The sequence below is a fragment of the Psychroserpens sp. BH13MA-6 genome, from assembly GCF_052983595.1.
The window spans coordinates 1-20,533 of the sequence record NZ_JBRJGE010000007.1 but is presented as its reverse complement, the minus strand read 5'-3'; the positions used below and the strand labels follow the sequence as shown (position 1 = coordinate 20,533).

The 20,533-nt window shown below is 36.1% G+C and carries 21 protein-coding genes; 11 read left to right on the top strand and 10 right to left on the bottom strand.

Annotation, left to right across the window (positions count from 1 at the left end):
- Positions 1-30: 30 nt before the first annotated feature.
- The 5 genes from clpP to ACU8DI_RS13240 all read right to left on the bottom strand — a co-directional run bounded on the left by clpP (position 31) and on the right by ACU8DI_RS13240 (position 4,061).
- Positions 31-705, bottom strand: a complete 675-nt coding sequence (gene clpP, locus ACU8DI_RS13260; RefSeq protein ID WP_447113269.1) for an ATP-dependent Clp endopeptidase proteolytic subunit ClpP — start codon at positions 703-705, stop codon at positions 31-33.
- A gap of 89 nt (positions 706-794) precedes the next feature.
- Positions 795-2,117, bottom strand: coding sequence for a trigger factor (gene tig, locus ACU8DI_RS13255; protein WP_447113414.1), 1,323 nt, complete (start codon positions 2,115-2,117; stop codon positions 795-797).
- 97 nt (positions 2,118-2,214) lie between these two features.
- A complete protein-coding gene (locus ACU8DI_RS13250) occupies positions 2,215-2,565 on the bottom strand; it encodes a phage holin family protein (RefSeq protein ID WP_447113268.1) in 351 nt (116 codons plus the stop codon).
- 12 nt (positions 2,566-2,577) lie between these two features.
- Positions 2,578-3,351, bottom strand: a complete 774-nt coding sequence (locus ACU8DI_RS13245) for an alpha/beta fold hydrolase (RefSeq protein WP_447113267.1) — start codon at positions 3,349-3,351, stop codon at positions 2,578-2,580.
- On the bottom strand, positions 3,348-4,061 hold the full coding sequence (locus tag ACU8DI_RS13240; protein ID WP_447113266.1) for a pyridoxine 5'-phosphate synthase: 714 nt from the start codon (positions 4,059-4,061) through the stop codon (positions 3,348-3,350). Before ACU8DI_RS13240 ends, ACU8DI_RS13245 begins: the two co-directional genes overlap by 4 nt.
- An 89-nt stretch (positions 4,062-4,150) precedes the next feature.
- Here ACU8DI_RS13240 and ACU8DI_RS13235 point away from each other — a divergent pair, with 89 nt between their 5' ends.
- The 8 genes from ACU8DI_RS13235 to murI all read left to right on the top strand — a co-directional run bounded on the left by ACU8DI_RS13235 (position 4,151) and on the right by murI (position 12,372).
- Complete coding sequence (locus ACU8DI_RS13235) at positions 4,151-4,807, top strand: CBS domain-containing protein (protein ID WP_447113265.1); 657 nt, start codon at positions 4,151-4,153, stop codon at positions 4,805-4,807.
- Between the two features lie 3 nt (positions 4,808-4,810).
- Positions 4,811-5,686 carry an NAD kinase gene (locus ACU8DI_RS13230; protein ID WP_447113264.1) on the top strand — a complete coding sequence of 292 codons (876 nt, stop codon included), beginning with the start codon at positions 4,811-4,813 and terminating at the stop codon, positions 5,684-5,686.
- Positions 5,687-5,794: 108 nt separating this feature from the next.
- Positions 5,795-6,481, top strand: a complete 687-nt coding sequence (gene porG, locus ACU8DI_RS13225; protein WP_447113263.1) for a type IX secretion system protein PorG — start codon at positions 5,795-5,797, stop codon at positions 6,479-6,481.
- Positions 6,482-7,222 (top strand): isoprenyl transferase, encoded by a 741-nt coding sequence (locus tag ACU8DI_RS13220; RefSeq protein WP_447113262.1) that lies wholly within the window; start codon positions 6,482-6,484, stop codon positions 7,220-7,222.
- Positions 7,194-9,779 carry an outer membrane protein assembly factor BamA gene (gene bamA, locus ACU8DI_RS13215; protein WP_447113261.1) on the top strand — a complete coding sequence of 862 codons (2,586 nt, stop codon included), beginning with the start codon at positions 7,194-7,196 and terminating at the stop codon, positions 9,777-9,779. The genes ACU8DI_RS13220 and bamA overlap by 29 nt, the downstream gene beginning before the upstream one ends.
- 166 nt (positions 9,780-9,945) lie before the next feature.
- Positions 9,946-10,983 carry an OmpH family outer membrane protein gene (locus ACU8DI_RS13210; protein WP_447113260.1) on the top strand — a complete coding sequence of 346 codons (1,038 nt, stop codon included), beginning with the start codon at positions 9,946-9,948 and terminating at the stop codon, positions 10,981-10,983.
- A gap of 33 nt (positions 10,984-11,016) precedes the next feature.
- Positions 11,017-11,526: an OmpH family outer membrane protein gene (locus ACU8DI_RS13205; RefSeq protein WP_447113259.1), complete on the top strand. Its 510-nt coding sequence runs from the start codon at positions 11,017-11,019 to the stop codon at positions 11,524-11,526.
- Positions 11,527-11,592: 66 nt separating this feature from the next.
- A complete protein-coding gene (murI, locus tag ACU8DI_RS13200; RefSeq protein WP_447113258.1) occupies positions 11,593-12,372 on the top strand; it encodes a glutamate racemase in 780 nt (259 codons plus the stop codon).
- 14 nt (positions 12,373-12,386) lie between these two features.
- On the opposite strand, the gene ACU8DI_RS13195 is transcribed toward murI, so the two are convergent.
- Genes ACU8DI_RS13195 through ACU8DI_RS13185 form a run of 3 tightly spaced genes read right to left on the bottom strand, consistent with a single transcriptional unit; the run spans position 12,387 to position 15,844 of the window.
- Positions 12,387-12,899: a gamma carbonic anhydrase family protein gene (locus tag ACU8DI_RS13195; protein ID WP_447113257.1), complete on the bottom strand. Its 513-nt coding sequence runs from the start codon at positions 12,897-12,899 to the stop codon at positions 12,387-12,389.
- 38 nt (positions 12,900-12,937) lie between these two features.
- A complete protein-coding gene (locus ACU8DI_RS13190; protein ID WP_447113256.1) occupies positions 12,938-13,672 on the bottom strand; it encodes a LytR/AlgR family response regulator transcription factor in 735 nt (244 codons plus the stop codon).
- Complete coding sequence (locus tag ACU8DI_RS13185; RefSeq protein ID WP_447113255.1) at positions 13,673-15,844, bottom strand: histidine kinase; 2,172 nt, start codon at positions 15,842-15,844, stop codon at positions 13,673-13,675.
- 213 nt (positions 15,845-16,057) lie between these two features.
- Here ACU8DI_RS13185 and ACU8DI_RS13180 point away from each other — a divergent pair, with 213 nt between their 5' ends.
- Genes ACU8DI_RS13180 through ACU8DI_RS13170 form a run of 3 tightly spaced genes read left to right on the top strand, consistent with a single transcriptional unit; the run spans position 16,058 to position 18,822 of the window.
- A complete protein-coding gene (locus tag ACU8DI_RS13180; protein WP_447113254.1) occupies positions 16,058-17,074 on the top strand; it encodes an SIMPL domain-containing protein in 1,017 nt (338 codons plus the stop codon).
- Between the two features lie 9 nt (positions 17,075-17,083).
- Positions 17,084-17,641: a rhodanese-like domain-containing protein gene (locus tag ACU8DI_RS13175; protein WP_447113253.1), complete on the top strand. Its 558-nt coding sequence runs from the start codon at positions 17,084-17,086 to the stop codon at positions 17,639-17,641.
- A 26-nt stretch (positions 17,642-17,667) separates the two neighbouring features.
- Entirely contained in the window at positions 17,668-18,822 is a 1,155-nt protein-coding gene (locus tag ACU8DI_RS13170) for a vWA domain-containing protein (protein ID WP_447113252.1), read from the top strand.
- Between the two features lie 157 nt (positions 18,823-18,979).
- Here ACU8DI_RS13170 and ACU8DI_RS13165 read toward each other — a convergent pair whose 3' ends face one another.
- Together ACU8DI_RS13165 and ACU8DI_RS13160 are read right to left on the bottom strand one after the other, a co-directional pair.
- The gene (locus ACU8DI_RS13165; protein ID WP_447113251.1) at positions 18,980-19,987 is read right to left on the bottom strand and encodes a PorP/SprF family type IX secretion system membrane protein; all 1,008 of its coding nucleotides are present in this window, start codon (positions 19,985-19,987) and stop codon (positions 18,980-18,982) included.
- 9 nt (positions 19,988-19,996) lie between these two features.
- Positions 19,997-20,533 (bottom strand): T9SS type B sorting domain-containing protein (locus tag ACU8DI_RS13160; protein ID WP_447113250.1); only part of this gene is annotated, 537 nt, incomplete at its 5' end.

Genomic DNA, 20,533 nt, shown 5'->3' with positions numbered 1-20,533 from the left:
CTTTTCTAATACATGACCAGTTGTTTTCATTTAACCTTTAGATAGCACTTCGTCTATCATTCCGTATTCCTTCGCTTTTTCAGCTTTCATCCAGTAATCACGATCACTGTCCTCATAAACTTTGTCGTAATCCTGTCCAGAATGCTTACTAATAATTTTATATAATTCTTCTTTTAGCGTTAATATTTCGCGTGCTGTAATTTCAATATCACTGGCTTGCCCTTGTGCACCACCCATTGGCTGATGAATCATGACGCGCGAATGGTTTAAGCCACTACGCTTCCCCTTTTCACCTGCACAAAGCAACACAGCTCCCATGGAAGCAGCCATACCTGTACAAATGGTAGCCACATCCGGCTTGATGAGTTGCATGGTATCATAGATACCTAGACCAGCGTAAACACTTCCTCCTGGCGAATTGATATATATTTGGATATCTTTTGAAGCATCAGCACTTTCCAAAAATAATAATTGGGCTTGAATGATGTTAGCCACTTGATCGTTGATTCCCATACCCAAGAAAATGATACGGTCCATCATTAAACGTGAAAACACATCCATTGCTACTGCATTCATTTGACGCTCTTCAATAATATTTGGTGTCAATGCGGTTGGATACATGCTACTGATGATCTTATTGTAATATGTACTACTGATCCCTTGATCTTTTATTGCGAATTTTTCAAATTCTTTTCCGTAATCCATAGATTTTTTCTTAAATCAATTATTGTGAAACAAAAAGCGTAAGACTGAAAAGTCTTACGCTCAAATATACTAATTTATAATGTATTTGCTTAGCTGTAAAACTCTTTTACAAAATCATCGTAAGTTATTTCCTTTGTCTTTAAATTGGCTTCGGTTTTGTAAAGATTTAACAATTTAGAACTCATTAATTGTTCGGATAATCGCTTCACCTCTTCCTTATTAGAAAGAATTCTTGCAGCGATTCCTTCTAATTCTTCATCACTAGGATCCATTTGACCAAATTGTGCCATTTGAGATTTTATCATCTCTTTTGAATGAGCTTTCAAATCTTCGAATTGTACTTGAAGATCATACTTTTCAATTAATTTACCTTCAATTAATTGGTAACGCATGCTCTTTTCAGATTTTTCGTACTCCTCTTTAGCCTGATCTGCATCCATTTCTGACTCACCTGCTGTTTGCATCCACTTTTGAAGAAATTCTGCAGGAAGATCAAACTTGGTATTTTCCACTAAATATTCGGTCACATCATTTAACAATTTTTGATCACCTTGCTGAGCGAATTGTTTTTCAGAATCTACTTTGATTTTCTCCTTCAATTCTGTTACTGAAGTCACTACACTTTTTCCGAAAAGCTTATCAAACAACTCTTGATCCAAATCGGCCAACTCTCTTGAATTGATTTCATTGATTGTGAAAGTAACTTCCTCATTGAAACCATGAGCATCATCATGAGATAATTTCAAAAAGGTCATTAAATCGTGATCATCATTAAATAATCCTTTTGTTTTTAAAGTTATGACGTCCCCTACTTTAGCTCCTATAAATTTCTTCTCAGTTGCCTTCCCTTTAAACTTATCTAAGGTAATGGTTGCCGAATTATCGATACCTTTTTCTTCATTTTTAAAGACACCTGTAATTTCAGAATCCTTTGCTACTTCAGTTTCCGAAACGATTTTTCCATACTGCTTTCTGATATGTTCGATTTGATTATCCAACATTTTCTCATCGGCAATGATATTATAATGTGTGATAGGCTTTTTACTTTTTAGATTGACCTCAAATTCTGGTGCCAATCCTAACTCGAATTCAAATGAAAACGCATCCGAATCCCAATCCAAATCATCTTGTGGCTTTGGTAATGGATTTCCTAAAACGTCCAGCTTTTCTTCTGTCAAATACTTGCCTAATGCATCTTGCAATAATTTATTGACCTCATCTACTAATACCGCTTTCCCGTACTGCTTTTTCACTAAAGTCATTGGTACATGACCTTTTCTAAAACCAGGAATATTAGCCGATTTACGATAATCGCTTAATATTTTTTCCACTTTATCGCTATAATCTTCTTTAGCGATATCTACTTTGACTACAGCATTTAATGCGTCGATGTTTTCTCTTGTAATATTCATTTTTTCTACAATAAACCCATTATTGGGTGTTAAAAAGGGCTGCAAAAATACGATATTTTTTGCAACCCAACAAGATTTTAAGTTATTGAATTTCAGTCTAGTTTTTCTTTTTTTCTTTTAAAAAGGAATAGGCAATTGATTGTGATATGGACAATAAGATACTGAACAACAGCGCAGTCCAAAATCCACTAACCGCAAAGCCGTCTACGAGTTTATCGGCTAATAAAATCACGCAAGCATTAATCACAAACAAAAACAAGCCTAAAGTCAGTATCGTGATAGGAATGGTTAGAATAATTAAAATAGGTTTAAGAATGGCGTTTAAGAGTGCCAAAACAATGGCAACAATAATCGCTGCCACTAATCCGCTCACAGCAACGCCAGGCAAAACATGCGCCAATAGCACTACAATAATCGCAGTAATTAAAAGTCTTATAACTACAGTCATATCTAATTCTTTTTATTCTTTAAATGTAACGAATTTTATAACAGCATCGTAAAAATCGTCTGGATTTTCAGCATGCAACCAATGTCCAGCATTTTCTATGGTCACAATAGCAGCCTCAGGAAAATGTTGTTTGATTAAGCGTCCGTCAGAAACCATGACGTATTCACTTTTATCGCCTCTTAAAAACAACGTCGGTTTTTCGAATGTTGCATGTAATGGTAAGGCTTCTCCAACTTCAGACACTTGGTCTCTTAAAACCTCAAGGTTGAGACGTATGCCTAATTGTCCCTTTTTTACCCAATATAAGTTTTTAAGTAAAAACATTCTCACACCTACCTCTGCGATGTACTTCGCCAATGCTTTATCTGCGGCTCCTCGACTTTTCAGTGTTGAAAAATCTAATGCACTTAATCCTGATAAAATAGCATCGTGGTGTACTGGGTAGAATCTCGGACTGATATCTGCAACCATCAATTTCGAAACTAAATTGGGATACTCTGTAGCAAAGAGCATCGCGGTTTTTCCTCCCATCGAATGTCCTAAAAGGAGTATGTCTTCAAGTTGATGTTCCTCACAGTAATGTTTGAGATCGGTCGCCATGACGTCGTAGTTAAATTCGTCACTATGGAAACTTCGTCCGTGATTTCGCTGGTCCACTAAATGCACTTGAAATCCAGCTTCACTGAATTGGTTGCCTAAAGTTTTCCAATTATCTGACATACCTAAAAACCCATGTAAAATAACAAATGGCTGGCCTTCGCCTATTATTTGTGAATGTAAAATCATTGTAAACGCTGTAAATACATTTGAATAACATTTTCAATACCATAATAAAGACTTTCCGACACCAAAGCGTGGCCAATAGACACTTCTAGTAGTCCTGGAATTTGTTCTTTAAAAAATTTGATATTGTCTAAGGATAAATCGTGACCTGCATTGACTCCCAAGCCTAATTCATTGGATAATTCTGCAGCCTTCACAAATGGCTCAATGGCACTTTTGTTACCTAAAGCATAGTCATGGGCAAAGCTTTCCGTATAAAGTTCTATACGATCGGTACCTGTATTTTTAGCGCCTTCAACCATCGTCAAGACGGGATCTACAAATATGGACGTTCGGATGCCATGGGATTTAAATTCTGAAATAACGTCCGTTAAAAACGCCTTATGCTTAATGGTGTCCCATCCAGCATTGGATGTAATGGCATCTTCAGCATCAGGCACTAGAGTTACTTGAGTGGGTTTGACTTCCAAAACCAAATCCATAAATGAGGTAATGGGATTTCCTTCCACATTAAACTCTGTATGCACAACCGGTTTTAGATCACGAGTGTCTTGATACTTAATATGCCGTTCATCTGGTCTCGGGTGTACAGTAATACCTTGGCCTCCAAAACGCTGCACGTCCTTTGCAAATTGAATGACATTTGGCGTATTTCCTCCGCGGGAATTTCTTAGTGTCGCTATCTTGTTAATGTTAACGCTTAACTTAGTCATATCTTCCTTATTTGATTACAAAAATACAAAGTACTTCATGCTTATTGTGGTTATTTTTAATTAATTTGCAGTAGAATTTTGATACCATTATGCCTTTACAAGAATATATAATTAATGATATAAAACCACTCAATGTCAACGACAAAGTTGGCGATCTGCAACTCTTGTTCAATGAATTGACGTATTCTCATATTCCCATTGAGAATAACGGCATATATCAAGGTTGTATCTCTGAAACAGATGCCCATTGCTTTGAGGCAGATATGAAAATTTCTGAATGTAACTATGCTATTGAAGGCTTTTTTGTACGACCAGATACGAATTGGTTAGATGTCCTTGAGACATTCGCTCAAAACTCGTGCAATATTATGCCTGTTTTGGATAAACATCAGAATTATCTTGGTTATTATGAATTAAGTGATATTATTGGTTTGTTTAATGAAACGCCCTTTTTCGCTGAACCTGGAGGTATCCTTATCGTTGAAAAAGGACTTCAAGATTATTCCTTCAGTGAAATCAGTCAGATTGTCGAGTCCAATGACGCCAAGATTCTGGGTGCATTTATTTCCAAGATGGAAAGTGATGTTATTCAAATCACCTTAAAAATCGGTAATGCCGGACTTAATGATGTCATACAAACTTTTAGAAGATACAGTTACAATATTATTTCAGGTCATGAAGAAGATACCTACGTAGAAAGCTTGAAGGAGCGTTCAGCATATCTCAAAAAATACTTAGATATCTAATCTATGAAAGTAGCCGTTTACAGTCAGCACTATTATGACAAATCATTTAAGTCTTTCGAAGATCTCATTGAAGTACTTCTCAGTAAAAACTGTGAGGTTTATGTAGAATCGTCATTCTTAAATAATCTACCTTCCGAAGTCAAAAAAAATGAAAGTGTTAATGCTTTTTCGGTGTTAGACGAGAGTTATGACCTGCTCATAAGTGTTGGTGGCGACGGCACTATATTAAGAGCTGTCACCTATGTTCGAGATTTATCCATTCCAATTGTAGGCATTAATACAGGACGTTTAGGTTTTTTAGCGACCGTTCAAACAGATGCCATAAAAACGGCCATTGAACAAGTTATCGAAGGCAATTACAAAATTTCTGAACGCACCTTATTGAGCGTTACCACGCATCCACAAAACGACGCCCTACAAGAGACAAATTTTGCTTTAAACGAAATCGCAGTAAGTCGAAAAAATACGACTTCCATGATTACCGTAGAAACACACCTCGACAAGGAATATCTCACGTCTTATTGGGCAGATGGACTCATTATTTCCACACCAACTGGGTCTACCGGTTATTCTTTAAGCTGTGGTGGACCCGTCATTACTCCGGAAGCCAACAGCTTTGTTCTTACACCTATTGCACCTCATAATCTGAATGCCAGACCTTTGGTTATTCCTGACAAAACAACCATTGAACTTAAAGTAGATGGAAGAGAAGATCAACATTTAATGTCTCTGGATTCGCGCATAGTCACCTTATCCAACGCCACCATCATTACCATTAAAAAAGCCGATTTCAAAATTAAAATGGTAGAGTTGATGAACGAAAGTTTTATTGACACCTTAAGGCAAAAAATGCTTTGGGGAGAAGACCGACGAAATTAGACCCAAATAGGCAATAAAACCTTGTAAAATAAGTTTTCTGTAAGACTATTTGCCCCAAATTACCACAGGCAATTCTTATTTATTATATTTGCAAACTTTTAAAAATTTATGAGGTATTTAATCTTATTTTTATTAAGTATATGTTTTCTTCAAACGAGCCATTCTCAAATCTATGAAATTGGTGGTTTTGCAGGAGGCAGTAATTTTATTGGCGATGTTGGGTCTACCCAATATATTGCCCCTAATGCGCCTGCCCTTGGTTTATTATTAAAATGGAACCGAAGTCCAAGACATTCGTGGAGAGTCTCTATTATTTATTCAGACCTTGTTGGTGATGATTCAAAATCTGACGATCCAAGACGACGAGAAAGAAACTACAAATTTGACAGCAATTTATTGGAGATTTCTGCAGGTATGGAATTTACGTTTTGGGAATTTGACCTCCATAAATCCGAAACACAAATAACCCCTTATTTATATTCTGGAGTGACCACGACGAAATATCCGAATTATTTTTTCAATGCTGGGGAATACACCAATGAAGGAACCGATAGTTGGGCCTTTGGAATCCCGATGATTTTAGGTGTGAAATCTAATATAACCAACCACTTGGTGTTAGGTTTTGAAATTGGAGCGCGCTATACCTTTTCTGATGAATTAGATGGGAGTGTCCCTGATTTTGATAATACCAGTAGCTTGGCATTTGGAAACACCAATAGTAATGATTGGTACGTGTTTTCAGGATTCACATTAACTTACACCTTTGGCCAACGTCCTTGTTATTGCAATTTTTAGATGAGTTTAAAAGATCAAATACTGACGGAAAAATTGCCAAATCATTTGGCCATCATCATGGATGGCAATGGTCGATGGGCTAAGCAAAAAGGCATGCTTAGGGTCATCGGACACGAAAATGGCACAAAATCGGTAAGAGAGGTCGTAGAAGCGAGTGCAGAAATAGGGATTAAACATTTAACCTTATATGCGTTTTCCACAGAAAACTGGAAGCGCCCTAAAATAGAAGTACAAACCTTAATGAAGCTGTTGGTGAAATCTTTGAAAAAGGAAATTAAAACGCTTCAGGATAATAATATACGATTGATGGCCATTGGTAATCTTATGGATTTACCGAAAAAAGCACATCAGGAGTTAATGGAGGTCATTGATAAAACAAAAAACAATACCCATATGACGCTAACACTGGCGCTTAGTTATGGGTCTAGAGAAGAAATTATCAAGGTTATAAAAGAATTAACAGATAAAGTTAAAAATAATATAATTTCCATCGAAAACATTGACGAATCCATTATAAATAATCATCTTTACACGCAAAATTTACCAGATGTTGATTTGTTAATCAGAACCAGTGGTGAACAAAGAATAAGCAATTTTTTATTATGGCAAATTGCTTATGCAGAATTATATTTTACAGACATTCTTTGGCCTGATTTTAAGAAGAAGGACCTTTATGATGCTTTGATTAATTATCAAAATAGAGAACGACGATTTGGAAAAACAAGTGAACAACTTAGCTAACAATTTACTTTTGAAAACATATATCAAGTCACTACTAATAGCACTTATTTTAAGTGTTTCCAATATAGTAGCTGCGCAGCAATCAGATTTTAATAAAGGTAAAACCTATATCTTAGAAGATATACAAATTACTGGTAACACCAATTTTAATCCTTCCACCATCATTTCATTCTCTCGACTTAAAGTGGGCGAAGAAATTGTTATTCCTGGTGAGCAAATCAGTAACGCTATCAAAAAATTATGGGACTCCAATCTTTTTAGTGACATTGATGTCTACTTAACTAAGACCGAAGGAAATAAAGCGTACTTAGAAATTAATCTTCATGATTTACCTGAATTAAATGAAGTGACCATAGAAGGTGTAAAAAAGGGTAAAATTGATGAGCTAAAAAAGGACAACAATCTCAGTAAAGGAGTTAAAGTTACTGAGAACCTCGTCACAACTACCCGTAATTACATTACCAATAAATACAAAAAGCAAGGATTTTTAAATACGAAAGTAACGGTTAACACGAAAGAAGTCACTAACGATTCCATTGAAAAAAGCCGTGTCAACATGTTAGTATATATTGACAAGGGTGAAAAAGTAAAGATTGATAAAATCATCTTTAATGGCAATGAAAAAATTTCTGATAAAAAACTCAGAAAGTCCATGTCAAATACCAAACAAAAAAATCTGATACGCATTTTTAAGCGTTCCAAATATATCAAAGACAAGTATGAAGAAGATCTTGTAAGTGTGATCGACAAATACAAGGAAAATGGTTATCGTGATGCTAGAATCTTATCTGACTCTATTGTGTATAAAGATGATAATACCATCAGCCTTTTTATCAATGTTGAAGAAGGTGAACAATATAAATTTGGTAAAATAACTTTTGTTGGGAATACCGTGTATTCTGACAAACAGTTACAATCGGTTTTGAAGATCACGGAAGGGTCTACTTACAATGGTGTTGAATTACGTAAACGTATTCAAGATGACACAAAGCCTGATGCCGTAGACATCACCAATTTATATCAAGACAGTGGCTACTTGTTTTCTACGATCAACCCAGTTGAAATAAGTGCAGAGGGTAATGTTATTGACATGGAAATTAGAATTTCTGAAGGAAAACCGGCGTATTTCAATAATGTATCAGTTACTGGAAATGACAAAACAAATGACCGCGTTATTTACAGAGAATTAAGAACTAAACCTGGACAATTATATCGTAAAAGTAACGTGATTAGAACCATTAGAGAATTAGGTCAACTAGGGTTCTTTGATGCGCAACAGTTAACACCTAACATGAAGAACTTCAACACACAAGACGGTACCGTGGATATCGAGTACCAAGTTGTGGAAAGAGGTTCTAGCCAAATTGAACTACAAGGTGGTTATGGTGGTGGCGGTTTTATCGGAACACTTGGTTTATCTTTCAATAACTTTGCGATAAAAGATATTTTTAACAAGGAAGCCTATCAACCAATTCCATCGGGTGACGGTCAAAGTCTCGCCTTAAGATTACAGGCATCACAGTTCTTCCAAACTTACAGTTTCTCTTTCTCAGAACCTTGGTTAGGAGGTAAACGACCTACACAGTTTTCAACTTCTTTATCACATACGAAGCAATTTTTATTTGATCCTGTAACGCGAAGAGCGGATAAAAGTAGACGTTTTAATATTACTGGTATTACAGTAGGTCTGTCTAAACGATTGAAAGAACCAGATGATTATTTTAGACTCTCACAAGCACTCAGCTTTCAGCATTATAATTTAAAAAATTATAACACAGGATTATTCACATTTGGTGATGGCTATTCTAACAACTTATCTTACACCATTGGATTAACTAGAAACAATACGCGTACCGATCCAATTTATCCTACTGGAGGTTCTAATTTCAATATTAGTGCTAAAATGTCGTTACCATACTCGCTATTTAATAATGTAGATTATGCCGCATTAAAAGAGGAACGTGACGGATTGGATCCTACAGATATTGACGATGTCGCACGAATTGGTGAAATTGATCAAGAACGATTTAACTGGTTGGAGTTTTATAAAATTAAATTTAAAGGTGACTGGTACACAAGAATATGGGATAAATTAGTCGTTAAATCTGGAATGGAGTTCGGATTTTTAGGGGCTTATAATCAAGACAGAGGTGTTATTCCTTTTGAGCGTTTCTTCCTTGGTGGCGATGGATTAGCCAATTATGCGCTTGATGGAAGAGAAGTCATTCAGCTACGTGGTTATCCGAACCAATCCTTATCATCTCAGGATGGAGGATCGATATACAATAAATTTTCTTTAGAACTTCGTTATCCAATTACCTTGGAAGCGCAGGCTAAAATATATGTCTTGTCATTTTTGGAAGCTGGAGCATCCTTTGACAATTTCAGGGATTACAATCCATTTAGTGTCAACCGTTCCGCAGGAGCTGGAATTAGAATATTCATGCCTGCCTTCGGACTTTTAGGTATTGATTTTGGTTATGGCTTTGACGCATTACCTGGTCAAACAGTGAGAAATGGATTAGAAACGCACTTTATAATTGGTCAACAATTTTAATTTTGGCACGATATTTTCTAATAACTATTTGACGATTTAATGTGTGTGTTAAAATTTTTCAGAATATATTTCGTTAATTTGAAAAACTAAACACAGTGACAGGATCGTAATTTAGTCTGTCATATTTAAGTTTAGATTAAATATCATAAAAATTAAAATAATACAGATGAAAAGTAAAGTTCTTTTTTTAATGACCATCATAAGTCTAATGAGCTTTGTTTCCAATGCGCAACGAGGTGTTAGAATAGGTTATATAGATACGGAATACATTCTAGAAAATATACCTGAATACCAAGAAGCATCGTCTCAATTAGATCAAAAAGTACAACAGTGGAAAACAGAAATTGAACAACGTTTGACAGCCATTGAATCTAAGAAGAAACAATTAAACAGCGAAAGAGTCCTATTAACAAAGGAATTATATGAAGAGCGCTTAGAGGATATTTCTTTTGAAGAAGCTGAAGTCTTAGAGTATCAGCAAAAACGATTTGGACCAAATGGTGACTTAATGATTCAGAAGCAGCAATTAGTTCAACCAATTCAAGATCAGATTTTTTCAGCAGTTCAAGAAATTGCAGATGGAAAAAAATACGATTTTATCTTTGACAAATCTGCCGATGTGGTGATGTTATATTCCGCAGAGCGTTTCGATATTAGTGAACTCGTGATTAGAAGTATCACACGATCTGCAAAACGTACGCAAGCAAAATCAAGAGCTGAACGTAAACAAGCCGAAAAAGAAGATGTGGTGCCAATTGTCAACAAAGAATTAGACGAAAGACAAAAAGCTATTGAAGAAAAGAAATCAGCGAGAGAAGCTGAAATTGCAGCGAGACAAGAAGCTCAATTAAAACGAAGAGATTCACTAAAGGCTGTTGCTGCCGCTAGACGTCAAAAAATATTAGACGATAGAGCTAAAGCAAAAGCGGAAAGAGATAGTATTAACAACAGTGGTGGTGAAAAGGTGAAATTACCGGAAGAGAACAACAATAAGAAGCAAGATTCTACAGCAGCAGGCAAAGCGACTGAGAAGACTGCAGAACAAATAAAAGAAGAGCAAAGACAACAAAAAATTAAAGATCGTGAAGCTAGACAAAAAGCACTAGAAGAACGTAAAAAGAAAATATTAGCCGCAAGGAAAAAAGCAAAAGAGGAGCGAGAAGCAAGAGCAAAAGAAACTGATTCCGTTCCTGATGATAACTAAAAACAATAATTATAACACGTAACAATTTTTAAAATGAAACACTTAAAAACCCTTTTATTCGCCGCTATACTATTTGCAGGTACAACTAACCTTGCTACAGCACAAAGTAAAGTCGCACATATAAACACGACGGAATTGGTGCAAGCGATGCCAGAAATGAAAGCGGCACAAGCTGAAATCGAAAAACTGTCTAAAACTTACGATGCTGAGTATAAAACTTTAGTGACAGACTTACAGAACAAAGTAAAGCAGTATAGAGCTGAAGCTGAAACTAAAACTGAAGAAGAAAACACGAAAAGAGCTCAAGAAGTACAGCAGATAGAGCAAAGTATTCGTCAATACCAAGCGCAAGCGCAAGAAGACTTAGGAAAGAAAGAAGCCGCTTTATTGAAGCCTATCTTTGAAAAAGCAAAAGCAGCTATTGAAAAAGTTTCCAAAGCCAAAGGATTCCAATATGTATTGGATTCAACACAAGGTGGTGGTGTCATCGTTGCTGATGGTACAGATCTTTTAGCTGATGTAAAGAAAGAATTAGGATTCTAAGCATCAAAAAATTAATATGAAATAAAGCCGCTTTTTACAAAGCGGCTTTTTTATTTTTGTACTATCATGAGTTCACAACCCATTGGCATATTTGATTCTGGAATTGGAGGTACGTCTATCTTCAAGGAAATTCACGCCTTGTTGCCAAATGAAGATACCATCTACTTGGCAGATAGCAAAAATGCACCCTATGGTGGTAAGTCAAAACAAGACATCCTTGAATTAAGTATCAAAAACACGGAGTGGCTTCTCAAAAAAAAAGCAAAATTGATTGTTGTTGCTTGTAACACAGCTACGACAAATGCCATTAAAGAATTACGAGATGCTTATGATGTGCCATTTATTGGTATAGAGCCAGCTATTAAACCAGCGGCATTGAATACCCAAACTAAAGCGATTGGTATTCTCGCTACGAAAGGAACTTTAAGTAGTGAACTTTTTCACAAAACATCAGATTTGTATAGTCATGGGATTGATCTTATTGAGCAAGTTGGTGAAGGGATTGTTCCTCTGGTAGAAGCCGGAAAAACGAATAGCCCAGAAATGCGATCCCTATTGGAAGCATATCTCAAACCAATGTTAAAAGCCGATATTGACTACCTCGTTTTAGGCTGTACACATTATCCATATTTGATTCCAATGCTCTTAGAACTTCTTCCGACCCACGTAAAAATTATTGATTCTGGTTTGGCTGTTGCTAAACAAACAAAAGCTGTCTTGGAGCAACATGATTTACTGAACAACAGTATACGATTCCCAAAGAACACGTTCTATTCCAACGGCAACGTTGATGTGCTCAAATCATTATTGGATGACACTTTTAAAATTGAAGCTTTAGATTTCTAAAGAAAGGGGTATGACTATTCAAACCAACTAGAATAGGTCACATAATTATTCGCTATGCGATCTATTTCATCAGAAATTAGCGCTTTACTAACATCTTTTACCTTAACTGCTGGAATTCCGGCATAAATACTTCCGGATGCTACAATCGTATTTTTAGTTACGACAGCACCTGCCGCGATAATACTATGACTTTCCACGATACAATCATCCATGATAATACTTCCCATACCTATCAAAACATTGTCATGTATGGTACAACCATGCACAATAGCATTATGTCCTATGGATACATTATTTCCTATAGTTGTTGGTGATTTTTGATAGGTCGCATGAATCACAGCACCATCCTGAACATTCACTTTATTCCCCATTTTAATGAAATGAACATCGCCTCTAACGACCGCATTAAACCAAATACTACATTGGTTGCCCATATCCACATCACCAACAATGGTCGCATTATCTGCGACAAAGCAATCTTTTGGTATGTTCGGATGTTTTCCGTTTACAGCTTTAATAATTGGCATATTTTTTTGATGTTTTGAATTGAACTGAAGTCGCTAACTTACTTAAAATAGGATAACAAATCTGATTTCTTTGATGCGGAAACCATAATTTCCTTACCATTACTCAGTACCACACTACCGCCCTTTCCTTTAATATACTTTTTAACTTCATTTACGTTGACTAAATAACTTTTATGCACCCGAGCAAAACCACTATCAGAAAGTGCTTCTTCAAAATACTTCAAGGTCTTACTCACCAATTTCTTTTTATTGGTGTTTAGATAGATTTCGGTGTAGTTGTCATCCGCTTTACAATATAAAATATCTGCAGTTTCCAAAACATCAAAGCCGTCTTGTTGTGGAATGGTAATCTTGCCATTCACATTATTGGTCTTGGGAACTAAAACTTGATCTTGCAGCGCATCTTCCTTCGTCTTAATTTCAGCGACATAATCGACAGCTTTTATCAGTTCATCAATCGAAATGGGCTTCATGAGATAATAAGACGCATGTGCGTTTAAAGCATCTATAGCATAATGATTGTAAGCCGTAACAAAAACAGTTTCAAAGTTAATGTCACCAACCTTATCTAATAAATCAAAGGCATTGCCATAAGGCATTTCCACATCCAGAAAGACCAAGTCTAATTCTTGATTCCTAATAAGTATTAAGGCGTCCTCTACATTACCAGCCTCACCTAAAACTTCAACATTAGGGCAATATTTATGTAAGTAGTTTTTCAATATGGTTCTACTAGTTTCTTCGTCTTCTACAATGATTGATCTTAATTTCATTTAATCTTTTTTTAAGGTTACAACGACTTTAGTTCCTACATCCTCAGCATCTTGAAAATCATCAATAAACACATCCACCTTATCCTTATACATGTCATTTAAAATGGCCACACGCTTTTTGATGTTGCCCATACCTTTGGATTTCTGTTTCTGTTGATTCTCTGTTTTCAGATCTTTGGAGCGTGCTCTCCCTATGCCGTCATCAGCGACAGTAATGGTGATTTCATGATCACTTTTCTTAGCTATGGTAATTTTTAATAAGCCTTTTTCAGTTTTATATCTTAAGCCATGCCACACAGCATTTTCAATATAAGGCTGTAAGAGCATGGGTGGAATTTGGTACTCTCCAACGGCGACGTCATCCTTCACGATAATCTCATAATCGAATTTATCTTGAAATCTAAAATGTTCTAATTTTGTATACAGATCTAATAATTCAATTTCCTTTTGTAGTGGAATAAAATCCTCCTCACTATTCTCTAAAACAGCGCGCATGAGGTGCGAGAAATCTGAAAGGTATTTGTTCGCCGTACGTTCATCATTACTGGCTATAAAACTATTGACAGAATTGAGCGCATTGAAAATAAAATGCGGATTCATTTGGCTTCTTAAAGATTTCAGTGCCAACAAATTATTTGCCAATCGCTGTTGTTTGATGTATTTAAACATAAAAAATGCCGTAATAAGCAACAAAATCAGGCCGGTAATTAAAGAATAAATAATAAGTTGCTGATTTTTATTTCGTTCGCTCGCCAGACTTGTAGTTAACGCACGATCACTTTCTAAACTCGTAATTCGGTTCTGCTGTTCAATGATATTTCGTCGAAACCTATCTGCCTGAGAAAGTTCTTGCTCTCGTTTAATGTACAGTTCATCTACCACATTTTTATAAGACTCAAATGTTTCCTTAGCCTTTTCAAAGTTCCCAGCATCAACATAAACATCGGATAGTTTTTTGGTAGCGTCCTTTTTAACAATTAAATCAGATTTTGCGTCAGCCTCCTCAATACTTTTTTCCAAATACGGGATGGCACTATCATAATCCTTTTGTAAAAAATAGGCATTTCCAATCTTGTAATTTTGCTTCTGAAGGGTGAGCGCACTTTCATTTTTAATAATAGAATCTCGCTCAACATCTTGAACATCTTCCACAATTTCTTTTCTAAGCTGAATCTCTTCGGAGTAATTCTGATTGGTATTTTGAAAATCGGCAACAGTCACCTTTTCTTCTAAAGCTCGTTTTTTCGTTTCTTTTTCAGCTAAATTAAGAGAGTTTACAAAGAAATATTCAGCCTTATCATTGCTTCCTTTTGCATTATAAGCCTGTGCTATCTTAGAGTTTAAATCAACAATCTTGGGTTTGATTAAATGTTTATTAGCCACTTCCAAACCTTTTTTAAAAGCCTCTACTGCCGCATCATAATTCTTAATACTGAAATAGGTATCGCCTAGCCCCTCAAACAACACAACCAATTGATAGTTACTCAACTCCGGCTTGCTAATAGCGTTGTAGGTATCTAAACTCTCCTGATAATTCTTGTTCTTCTCATAGGCTTTCCCTAAGCCCAACTTGGCATGATTAGAAGCAACGTTCTGTAAACTCACCCTGTAGTTAGTTACGGCTAGATCATATTGTTTCCAAAACATATACACTTCAGCCAATACCAGATAAGCCTCTGCGTTCTGTTTTTGGGAACTACTTTGCTTAAGAGCGTCGCCTACAAAGGCAATACTCTTTTCTACATTTTGTTTCTTATATTTTGCGACGGAATCAATTAAGGCATTAAAGGTCTTAATATCGGTCTTAAAATTAGTGTCTAACTGTTTTGTGTCATCCGCAGGTTCCACTTCTACAGTCACGCGATGATCTTTACCAATGGTATAATAAACCGTTTCAAAATCTTTATGTCGAATGACTAGCTCATCACCTTCTCTAGCTTGAATTATAAAAGATCCATCAATATCTGTTCGCGTGTAGGCACCACCATTAACTTCAATATTCACCTTAGAAATGGGCTTATATGTATCACTTTCTCTTACAGAACCTCGTATGGTGAAGTACGGTGCTGTTTCACGCTGCACCGCTTCTTGGTCACGAGTATTTTGAGCCTTTAAATTTCCGAAGGAAAAGCAAAGCATCATCAGAATTAGATATGAAAAAAATGGTTTCATTAATTGTTATTGAACGCAATAAACTTACGTGTTTTAATTGATTAAATAAAACTGGTATTCGCAAAATGATGTCATTTTAAAGCCAATTAGTAGGCTTAACTCACTCAGTCCTATAACTGACTCATTGGCTCGTTGTATTGACTCATTTTGGTTTTTAATGTCGATAAGATGCCCATAGATTTACCAGCATTAATCAAAATAATCAAGACAAAAATGAAAAACTTCACCTTAAGCATCTTGTTAATCGTTAGCTATTTTGCTACGACCAATGCCCAACACAAAGGAAATTATGATCTTATTTCCAGGCAAAACGTATTGCATTCAGGAAATGCGAATATTTACAATCCCACTGTTCAGCAGCAAATTAATAAAATCCTCAATCCAAGTACTACCGTTTTTATTGATGTAAAAGCCTTACAAAATGTCGAAGCGACTACTTATACGGCTATCTTCAACGTCTCTCAAATAGGACCAACGGCAGACAGTACAAACTTGCTTATGTCTCGTCGAGTTCAAAATATAAAAGAGGAACTCAAAAGCATTGGTATCACCGAAGATGCTATTGCCATTGATGTCATTTCCTTCGTCCCTAATTACGAAATAGAAGTACAAAAAAAGCTATTTAGTAAAACCTATACAGAAGTGCCCAACGGCTTTGAGTTACAACAAAACTTACACATTCAGTTTACAAAAACGAATCAATTTGAAAGTATTTTAACCGCTTGTGCCAAAAGTGAAATATACAATTTAGTGAAAGTGGATTACTATATTGAGAATATTGCAGAAGTCTACAAAAACCTTCAAACAAAACTTTTAAAACTCATTGAAGAAAAGAAAACCTATTACAAGACCTTAGGTTTTGATTTAGCAAACTATAACGTGGCCATGGCTGATGATCAATATTGTTATTTCCCTAAAGACTTTTATCAAAGCTATCAAGCCTTTAATAGTGTCTCTTTTGAGGCCATTAAAAAAAGAAAAGGCGTAACCACTGCAAAAAAGCAAACATCCTATTATTATCAGCCATTGTCTTATGAAAACTATGATATCGTCATCAATCCTTCCATTTTAGAGCCTGTAGTTCAGATAGGCATGAATATCCGATTACAATATAGTCCGAAGCCAGTCACAGCGAAACCAGAACCTGTTGTAAAAACTGAAATCAAGCACAAATACTATGTGGTATCACCAAATGGAACCTTAGATATTAAAGCATTACAAACCGATTAATATAACGCTATGAAAACTACCCTCTTTTTAACCATACTAGTGGCACTTATGTGCTCGCCGGATACTATCGAAAACGCCAATTATCTGAAAGCCAGAGTGAGTTACTCTGATTATGAAACCTTAGTGAAAGATGTGAAAATTCATAGAAACAAGCGGCTCATTAATTTTGATAAATTTTATCAGAAAAGCAAAGAAGACAACGTCGTCATTTTAGACACGAGATCGAAGGCCATGTTCGATGAAAAACACATGAAAGGGGCCATTCATTTAAATTTTTCTGACTTCACGCAAGAAAATCTCGCAAAAATAATTCCTGATAAGAACACAACGATTTTAATCTATTGCAATAATAATTTCTTCGGGGATGACATCTACTTCGCGAGTAAAACAATACCCGCTAAGGTAACTAAAAAAGCTAGCGACGAAGATTATGTCTCCTTAGCTTTAAACATTCCAACTTATATTAACCTCTTTGGTTATGGCTATAAAAATGTTTACGAATTAGATGAACTCTTATTTGCTTTAGACAAGCGAGTACACTTTGAACGTACGGCCATCCAAGACTAAAAAATAACCCAAAAAAATACATCACAATGAAACAATTATTTAAAACCATGACTTGGGTCTTTTGCTTGATCAGTATCTTATCCTGCGATGCCAAAGTAAAGACAACCTCGAAGGAAATCGCTTTTAACACCGAAGTAAAACCTGCGAAAAAGCAATTTATAAAAGTGGCACTACTTCTTGATACGAGTAATAGTATGGATGGTCTCATAGATCAAGCTAAAGCACAACTTTGGGAAATTGTCAATGAATTGTCCTATGCAAGATGCGGCGAACAAAAACCTAATCTTCTCATAGCCTTGTATGAATACGGTAATGACGGACTCAATAGCGAAGAGGGATTCATCAGACAGGTATTGTCATTTAGCAATGATTTGGATGTCATATCTGAAAAATTATTCTCGTTAACTACTAACGGTGGCAATGAATATTGCGGTCAAGTGATACAAACCTCACTAAATCAATTAGAATGGGGTGACGATCAAGATGACCTTAAATTGATTTTTATCGCTGGCAATGAACCGTTTTCACAAGGGAAGGTCAATTACCAAGATGCCGCTAAGCAAGCCCATAAAAACGACATAAGCGTCAATACCATTTTCTGCGGTGATTATAATCAAGGTATTGCAACATATTGGAAAGATGGCGCAGATCTTTCGCATGGTAATTACATGGCGATTAATCACAATCATGCCACCACTTACGTGGCAACACCTTATGATGATCAAATACTCCAGCTCAATCATAAGCTCAACAACACCTACATTGCCTATGGAGAAACCGGAAAGCAAAAAATGGCCTTGCAATCTGAACAAGACGAAAAGGCTTATGGTTACAGTCAAGAAAACGCGGTGAGCAGAACCGTGAGTAAAAGTTCACATTTATATAAAAATTCGAGATGGGATTTGGTTGATGCTGAAAAGGAAGGAACGGTTCAATTAGATCAATTGAAAAAAGAAGCCTTGCCTGAAGCGCTCAGAAAAATGAGTGCATCAGAATTAGAGGCTTATATAAAGCATAAACGTGAAGAACGAGACAAAGTTCAAAAAGATATTCAAAAGTTAAATGAGCAGCGACGACAATTTATATCATCTCAACAAAAATCAAATGACAATGGATTGGAAAGTGCGATGATAAAAGCGATTAAAACCCAAGCAAAAGCTAAAAAGTATACATGGCAATAAGATGCATAGCGTTTCCCTTCTTTCTCACTTACCGGTTCGTAAGAAGGGTCGTGCTTTCGGTAGTCGCTATCAAAGATGAGCTCCAACAAAACCTCTATCACTAACGCAAAAAGTCTCGATAATATCGAGACTTTTTATATTTTTAAATAAATGGTTTTTAATTAACGGCCGGACAATTACACTCGAATTTCTCTCTTCTACAGTTAAAGTTATAACCTAAAGTAATCTGGTGAAAACCACCATTATTGAATACCACTGAATTCGCTTGATACGAATACGTATAAGCAAATACAAAATTATTGTAATCTACCCCTACAAAAGGCGTGATATATTGTAGTTTTTGACTATTAACTCCAGAACCATCCAAATATTCGGCACCATCTAAGCTTCTTCTATAGGATAAACCACCCCATACTTTACCAAAGTCCATTTCTTTATAAGCCTTTGCATTGATATCAATGGAGGCTTCCTCTGTAGCATCTCTATACATAAACATTACAGAAGGTTCAAAACTCCAATCACTGTTATACTTGCTAAACGTATTACCAGCTGAAAACAAATAAGTTCTAAGGTTGTTATAACTCAATCCTTGTTCATTAAAATTAATACCATCGTTATTTAAAACGTTTTTGACCGTAGCATGGGCATAAAAGTCTATCAAATGATAAGAAAAGCCAAAATCAACATTAAAGTTGGTAGCACTCTGCTCAACACCTCCAATAATAGGATCAAAACCATCGGCTAAAAACTCAGTTTCATCCAATTTATACTGAATAAAACCAGCGCTCAGACCAAATGATAACATATTCAAGTCAATCTCATTTCGAGAGAACATCAAATGATGTGCATAAGTAAAATAGGCACCTGTTTGCGAATGATATCCATTCTTGTCATTATACACAATGGCTCCTACTGCTGAAGGCGAATCTCCAATCCGTCCATTAATACTTAAGGTCTGAAGATTAGGTGCTTCTTCTTGACCAAACCATTGCGCTCTTGCAGTAAGTCTAACTTTTGCACAATTAGCAACTCCAGCCATAGATGGATGTATCAAATAATAATTATCTGTTAAATAATCAGAATAAATAGGTAGTCCTTCTTGAGCTGATCCCAAATAAGAGAACAGGGCTAAACTTGCTATTATACAATACTTTTTTAAATTCATATCGATGTTTTATCTTTTGAGGGTAAAATGGGCTTTAAATTCTTTTCGTTGTCCTGAGCTAGGCTCGTTATACTCTACCACAAACCAATAATCACTCGTTGGCATCGGGTTACCATTATAAGTACCATCCCAACCTGCTCCGTTCGGGTTGAGCTGCTTGAGCAGCTTTCCATATCTGTCAAATATATAAATTTTTGCGTTTGGTTGACCATCCATGGCCGTAATGTTCCACGTGTCGTTATAACCATCGCCATTTGGTGTGAAGAACACTGGGTAATCCATCACCGTCACCGTCGTACTAGTTTCTCCACAGCCATTAATATCTCGGGCCGTCACAATATGATCGCCTAACGATACATCCACGAAGATAGGCTCATCCTGCCACGGACCACCATCTAAACTGTACTCATACACTCCAACACCTTCTACACTCACCTCAATAACGTGCGTATCAGCAAAAGCGTCTGTTACAACCGTAGCAGTCACCACTGGTGGATCGCTCTCAATAACCTCTGTACTATCCATACTCTCACACATCGTATTAAC

What these genes read in the sequence shown, in the direction of transcription:
- clpP (WP_447113269.1), bottom strand. Translation starts at nt 705, where the DNA reads ATGGATTACGGAAAAGAATTTGAAAAATTCGCAATAAAAGATCAAGGG.
- ACU8DI_RS13185 (WP_447113255.1), bottom strand. Translation starts at nt 15,844, where the DNA reads ATGAAACCATTTTTTTCATATCTAATTCTGATGATGCTTTGCTTTTCC.
- ACU8DI_RS13170 (WP_447113252.1), top strand. Translation starts at nt 17,668, where the DNA reads ATGAAACAATTATTTAAAACCATGACTTGGGTCTTTTGCTTGATCAGT.
- ACU8DI_RS13180 (WP_447113254.1), top strand. Translation starts at nt 16,058, where the DNA reads ATGAAAAACTTCACCTTAAGCATCTTGTTAATCGTTAGCTATTTTGCT.
- ACU8DI_RS13220 (WP_447113262.1), top strand. Translation starts at nt 6,482, where the DNA reads ATGAGTTTAAAAGATCAAATACTGACGGAAAAATTGCCAAATCATTTG.
- ACU8DI_RS13165 (WP_447113251.1), bottom strand. Translation starts at nt 19,987, where the DNA reads ATGAATTTAAAAAAGTATTGTATAATAGCAAGTTTAGCCCTGTTCTCT.
- ACU8DI_RS13230 (WP_447113264.1), top strand. Translation starts at nt 4,811, where the DNA reads ATGAAAGTAGCCGTTTACAGTCAGCACTATTATGACAAATCATTTAAG.
- ACU8DI_RS13240 (WP_447113266.1), bottom strand. Translation starts at nt 4,061, where the DNA reads ATGACTAAGTTAAGCGTTAACATTAACAAGATAGCGACACTAAGAAAT.
- ACU8DI_RS13190 (WP_447113256.1), bottom strand. Translation starts at nt 13,672, where the DNA reads ATGAAATTAAGATCAATCATTGTAGAAGACGAAGAAACTAGTAGAACC.
- porG (WP_447113263.1), top strand. Translation starts at nt 5,795, where the DNA reads ATGAGGTATTTAATCTTATTTTTATTAAGTATATGTTTTCTTCAAACG.
- ACU8DI_RS13250 (WP_447113268.1), bottom strand. Translation starts at nt 2,565, where the DNA reads ATGACTGTAGTTATAAGACTTTTAATTACTGCGATTATTGTAGTGCTA.
- murI (WP_447113258.1), top strand. Translation starts at nt 11,593, where the DNA reads ATGAGTTCACAACCCATTGGCATATTTGATTCTGGAATTGGAGGTACG.
- ACU8DI_RS13195 (WP_447113257.1), bottom strand. Translation starts at nt 12,899, where the DNA reads ATGCCAATTATTAAAGCTGTAAACGGAAAACATCCGAACATACCAAAA.
- ACU8DI_RS13205 (WP_447113259.1), top strand. Translation starts at nt 11,017, where the DNA reads ATGAAACACTTAAAAACCCTTTTATTCGCCGCTATACTATTTGCAGGT.
- ACU8DI_RS13235 (WP_447113265.1), top strand. Translation starts at nt 4,151, where the DNA reads ATGCCTTTACAAGAATATATAATTAATGATATAAAACCACTCAATGTC.
- ACU8DI_RS13245 (WP_447113267.1), bottom strand. Translation starts at nt 3,351, where the DNA reads ATGATTTTACATTCACAAATAATAGGCGAAGGCCAGCCATTTGTTATT.
- ACU8DI_RS13210 (WP_447113260.1), top strand. Translation starts at nt 9,946, where the DNA reads ATGAAAAGTAAAGTTCTTTTTTTAATGACCATCATAAGTCTAATGAGC.
- ACU8DI_RS13175 (WP_447113253.1), top strand. Translation starts at nt 17,084, where the DNA reads ATGAAAACTACCCTCTTTTTAACCATACTAGTGGCACTTATGTGCTCG.
- tig (WP_447113414.1), bottom strand. Translation starts at nt 2,117, where the DNA reads ATGAATATTACAAGAGAAAACATCGACGCATTAAATGCTGTAGTCAAA.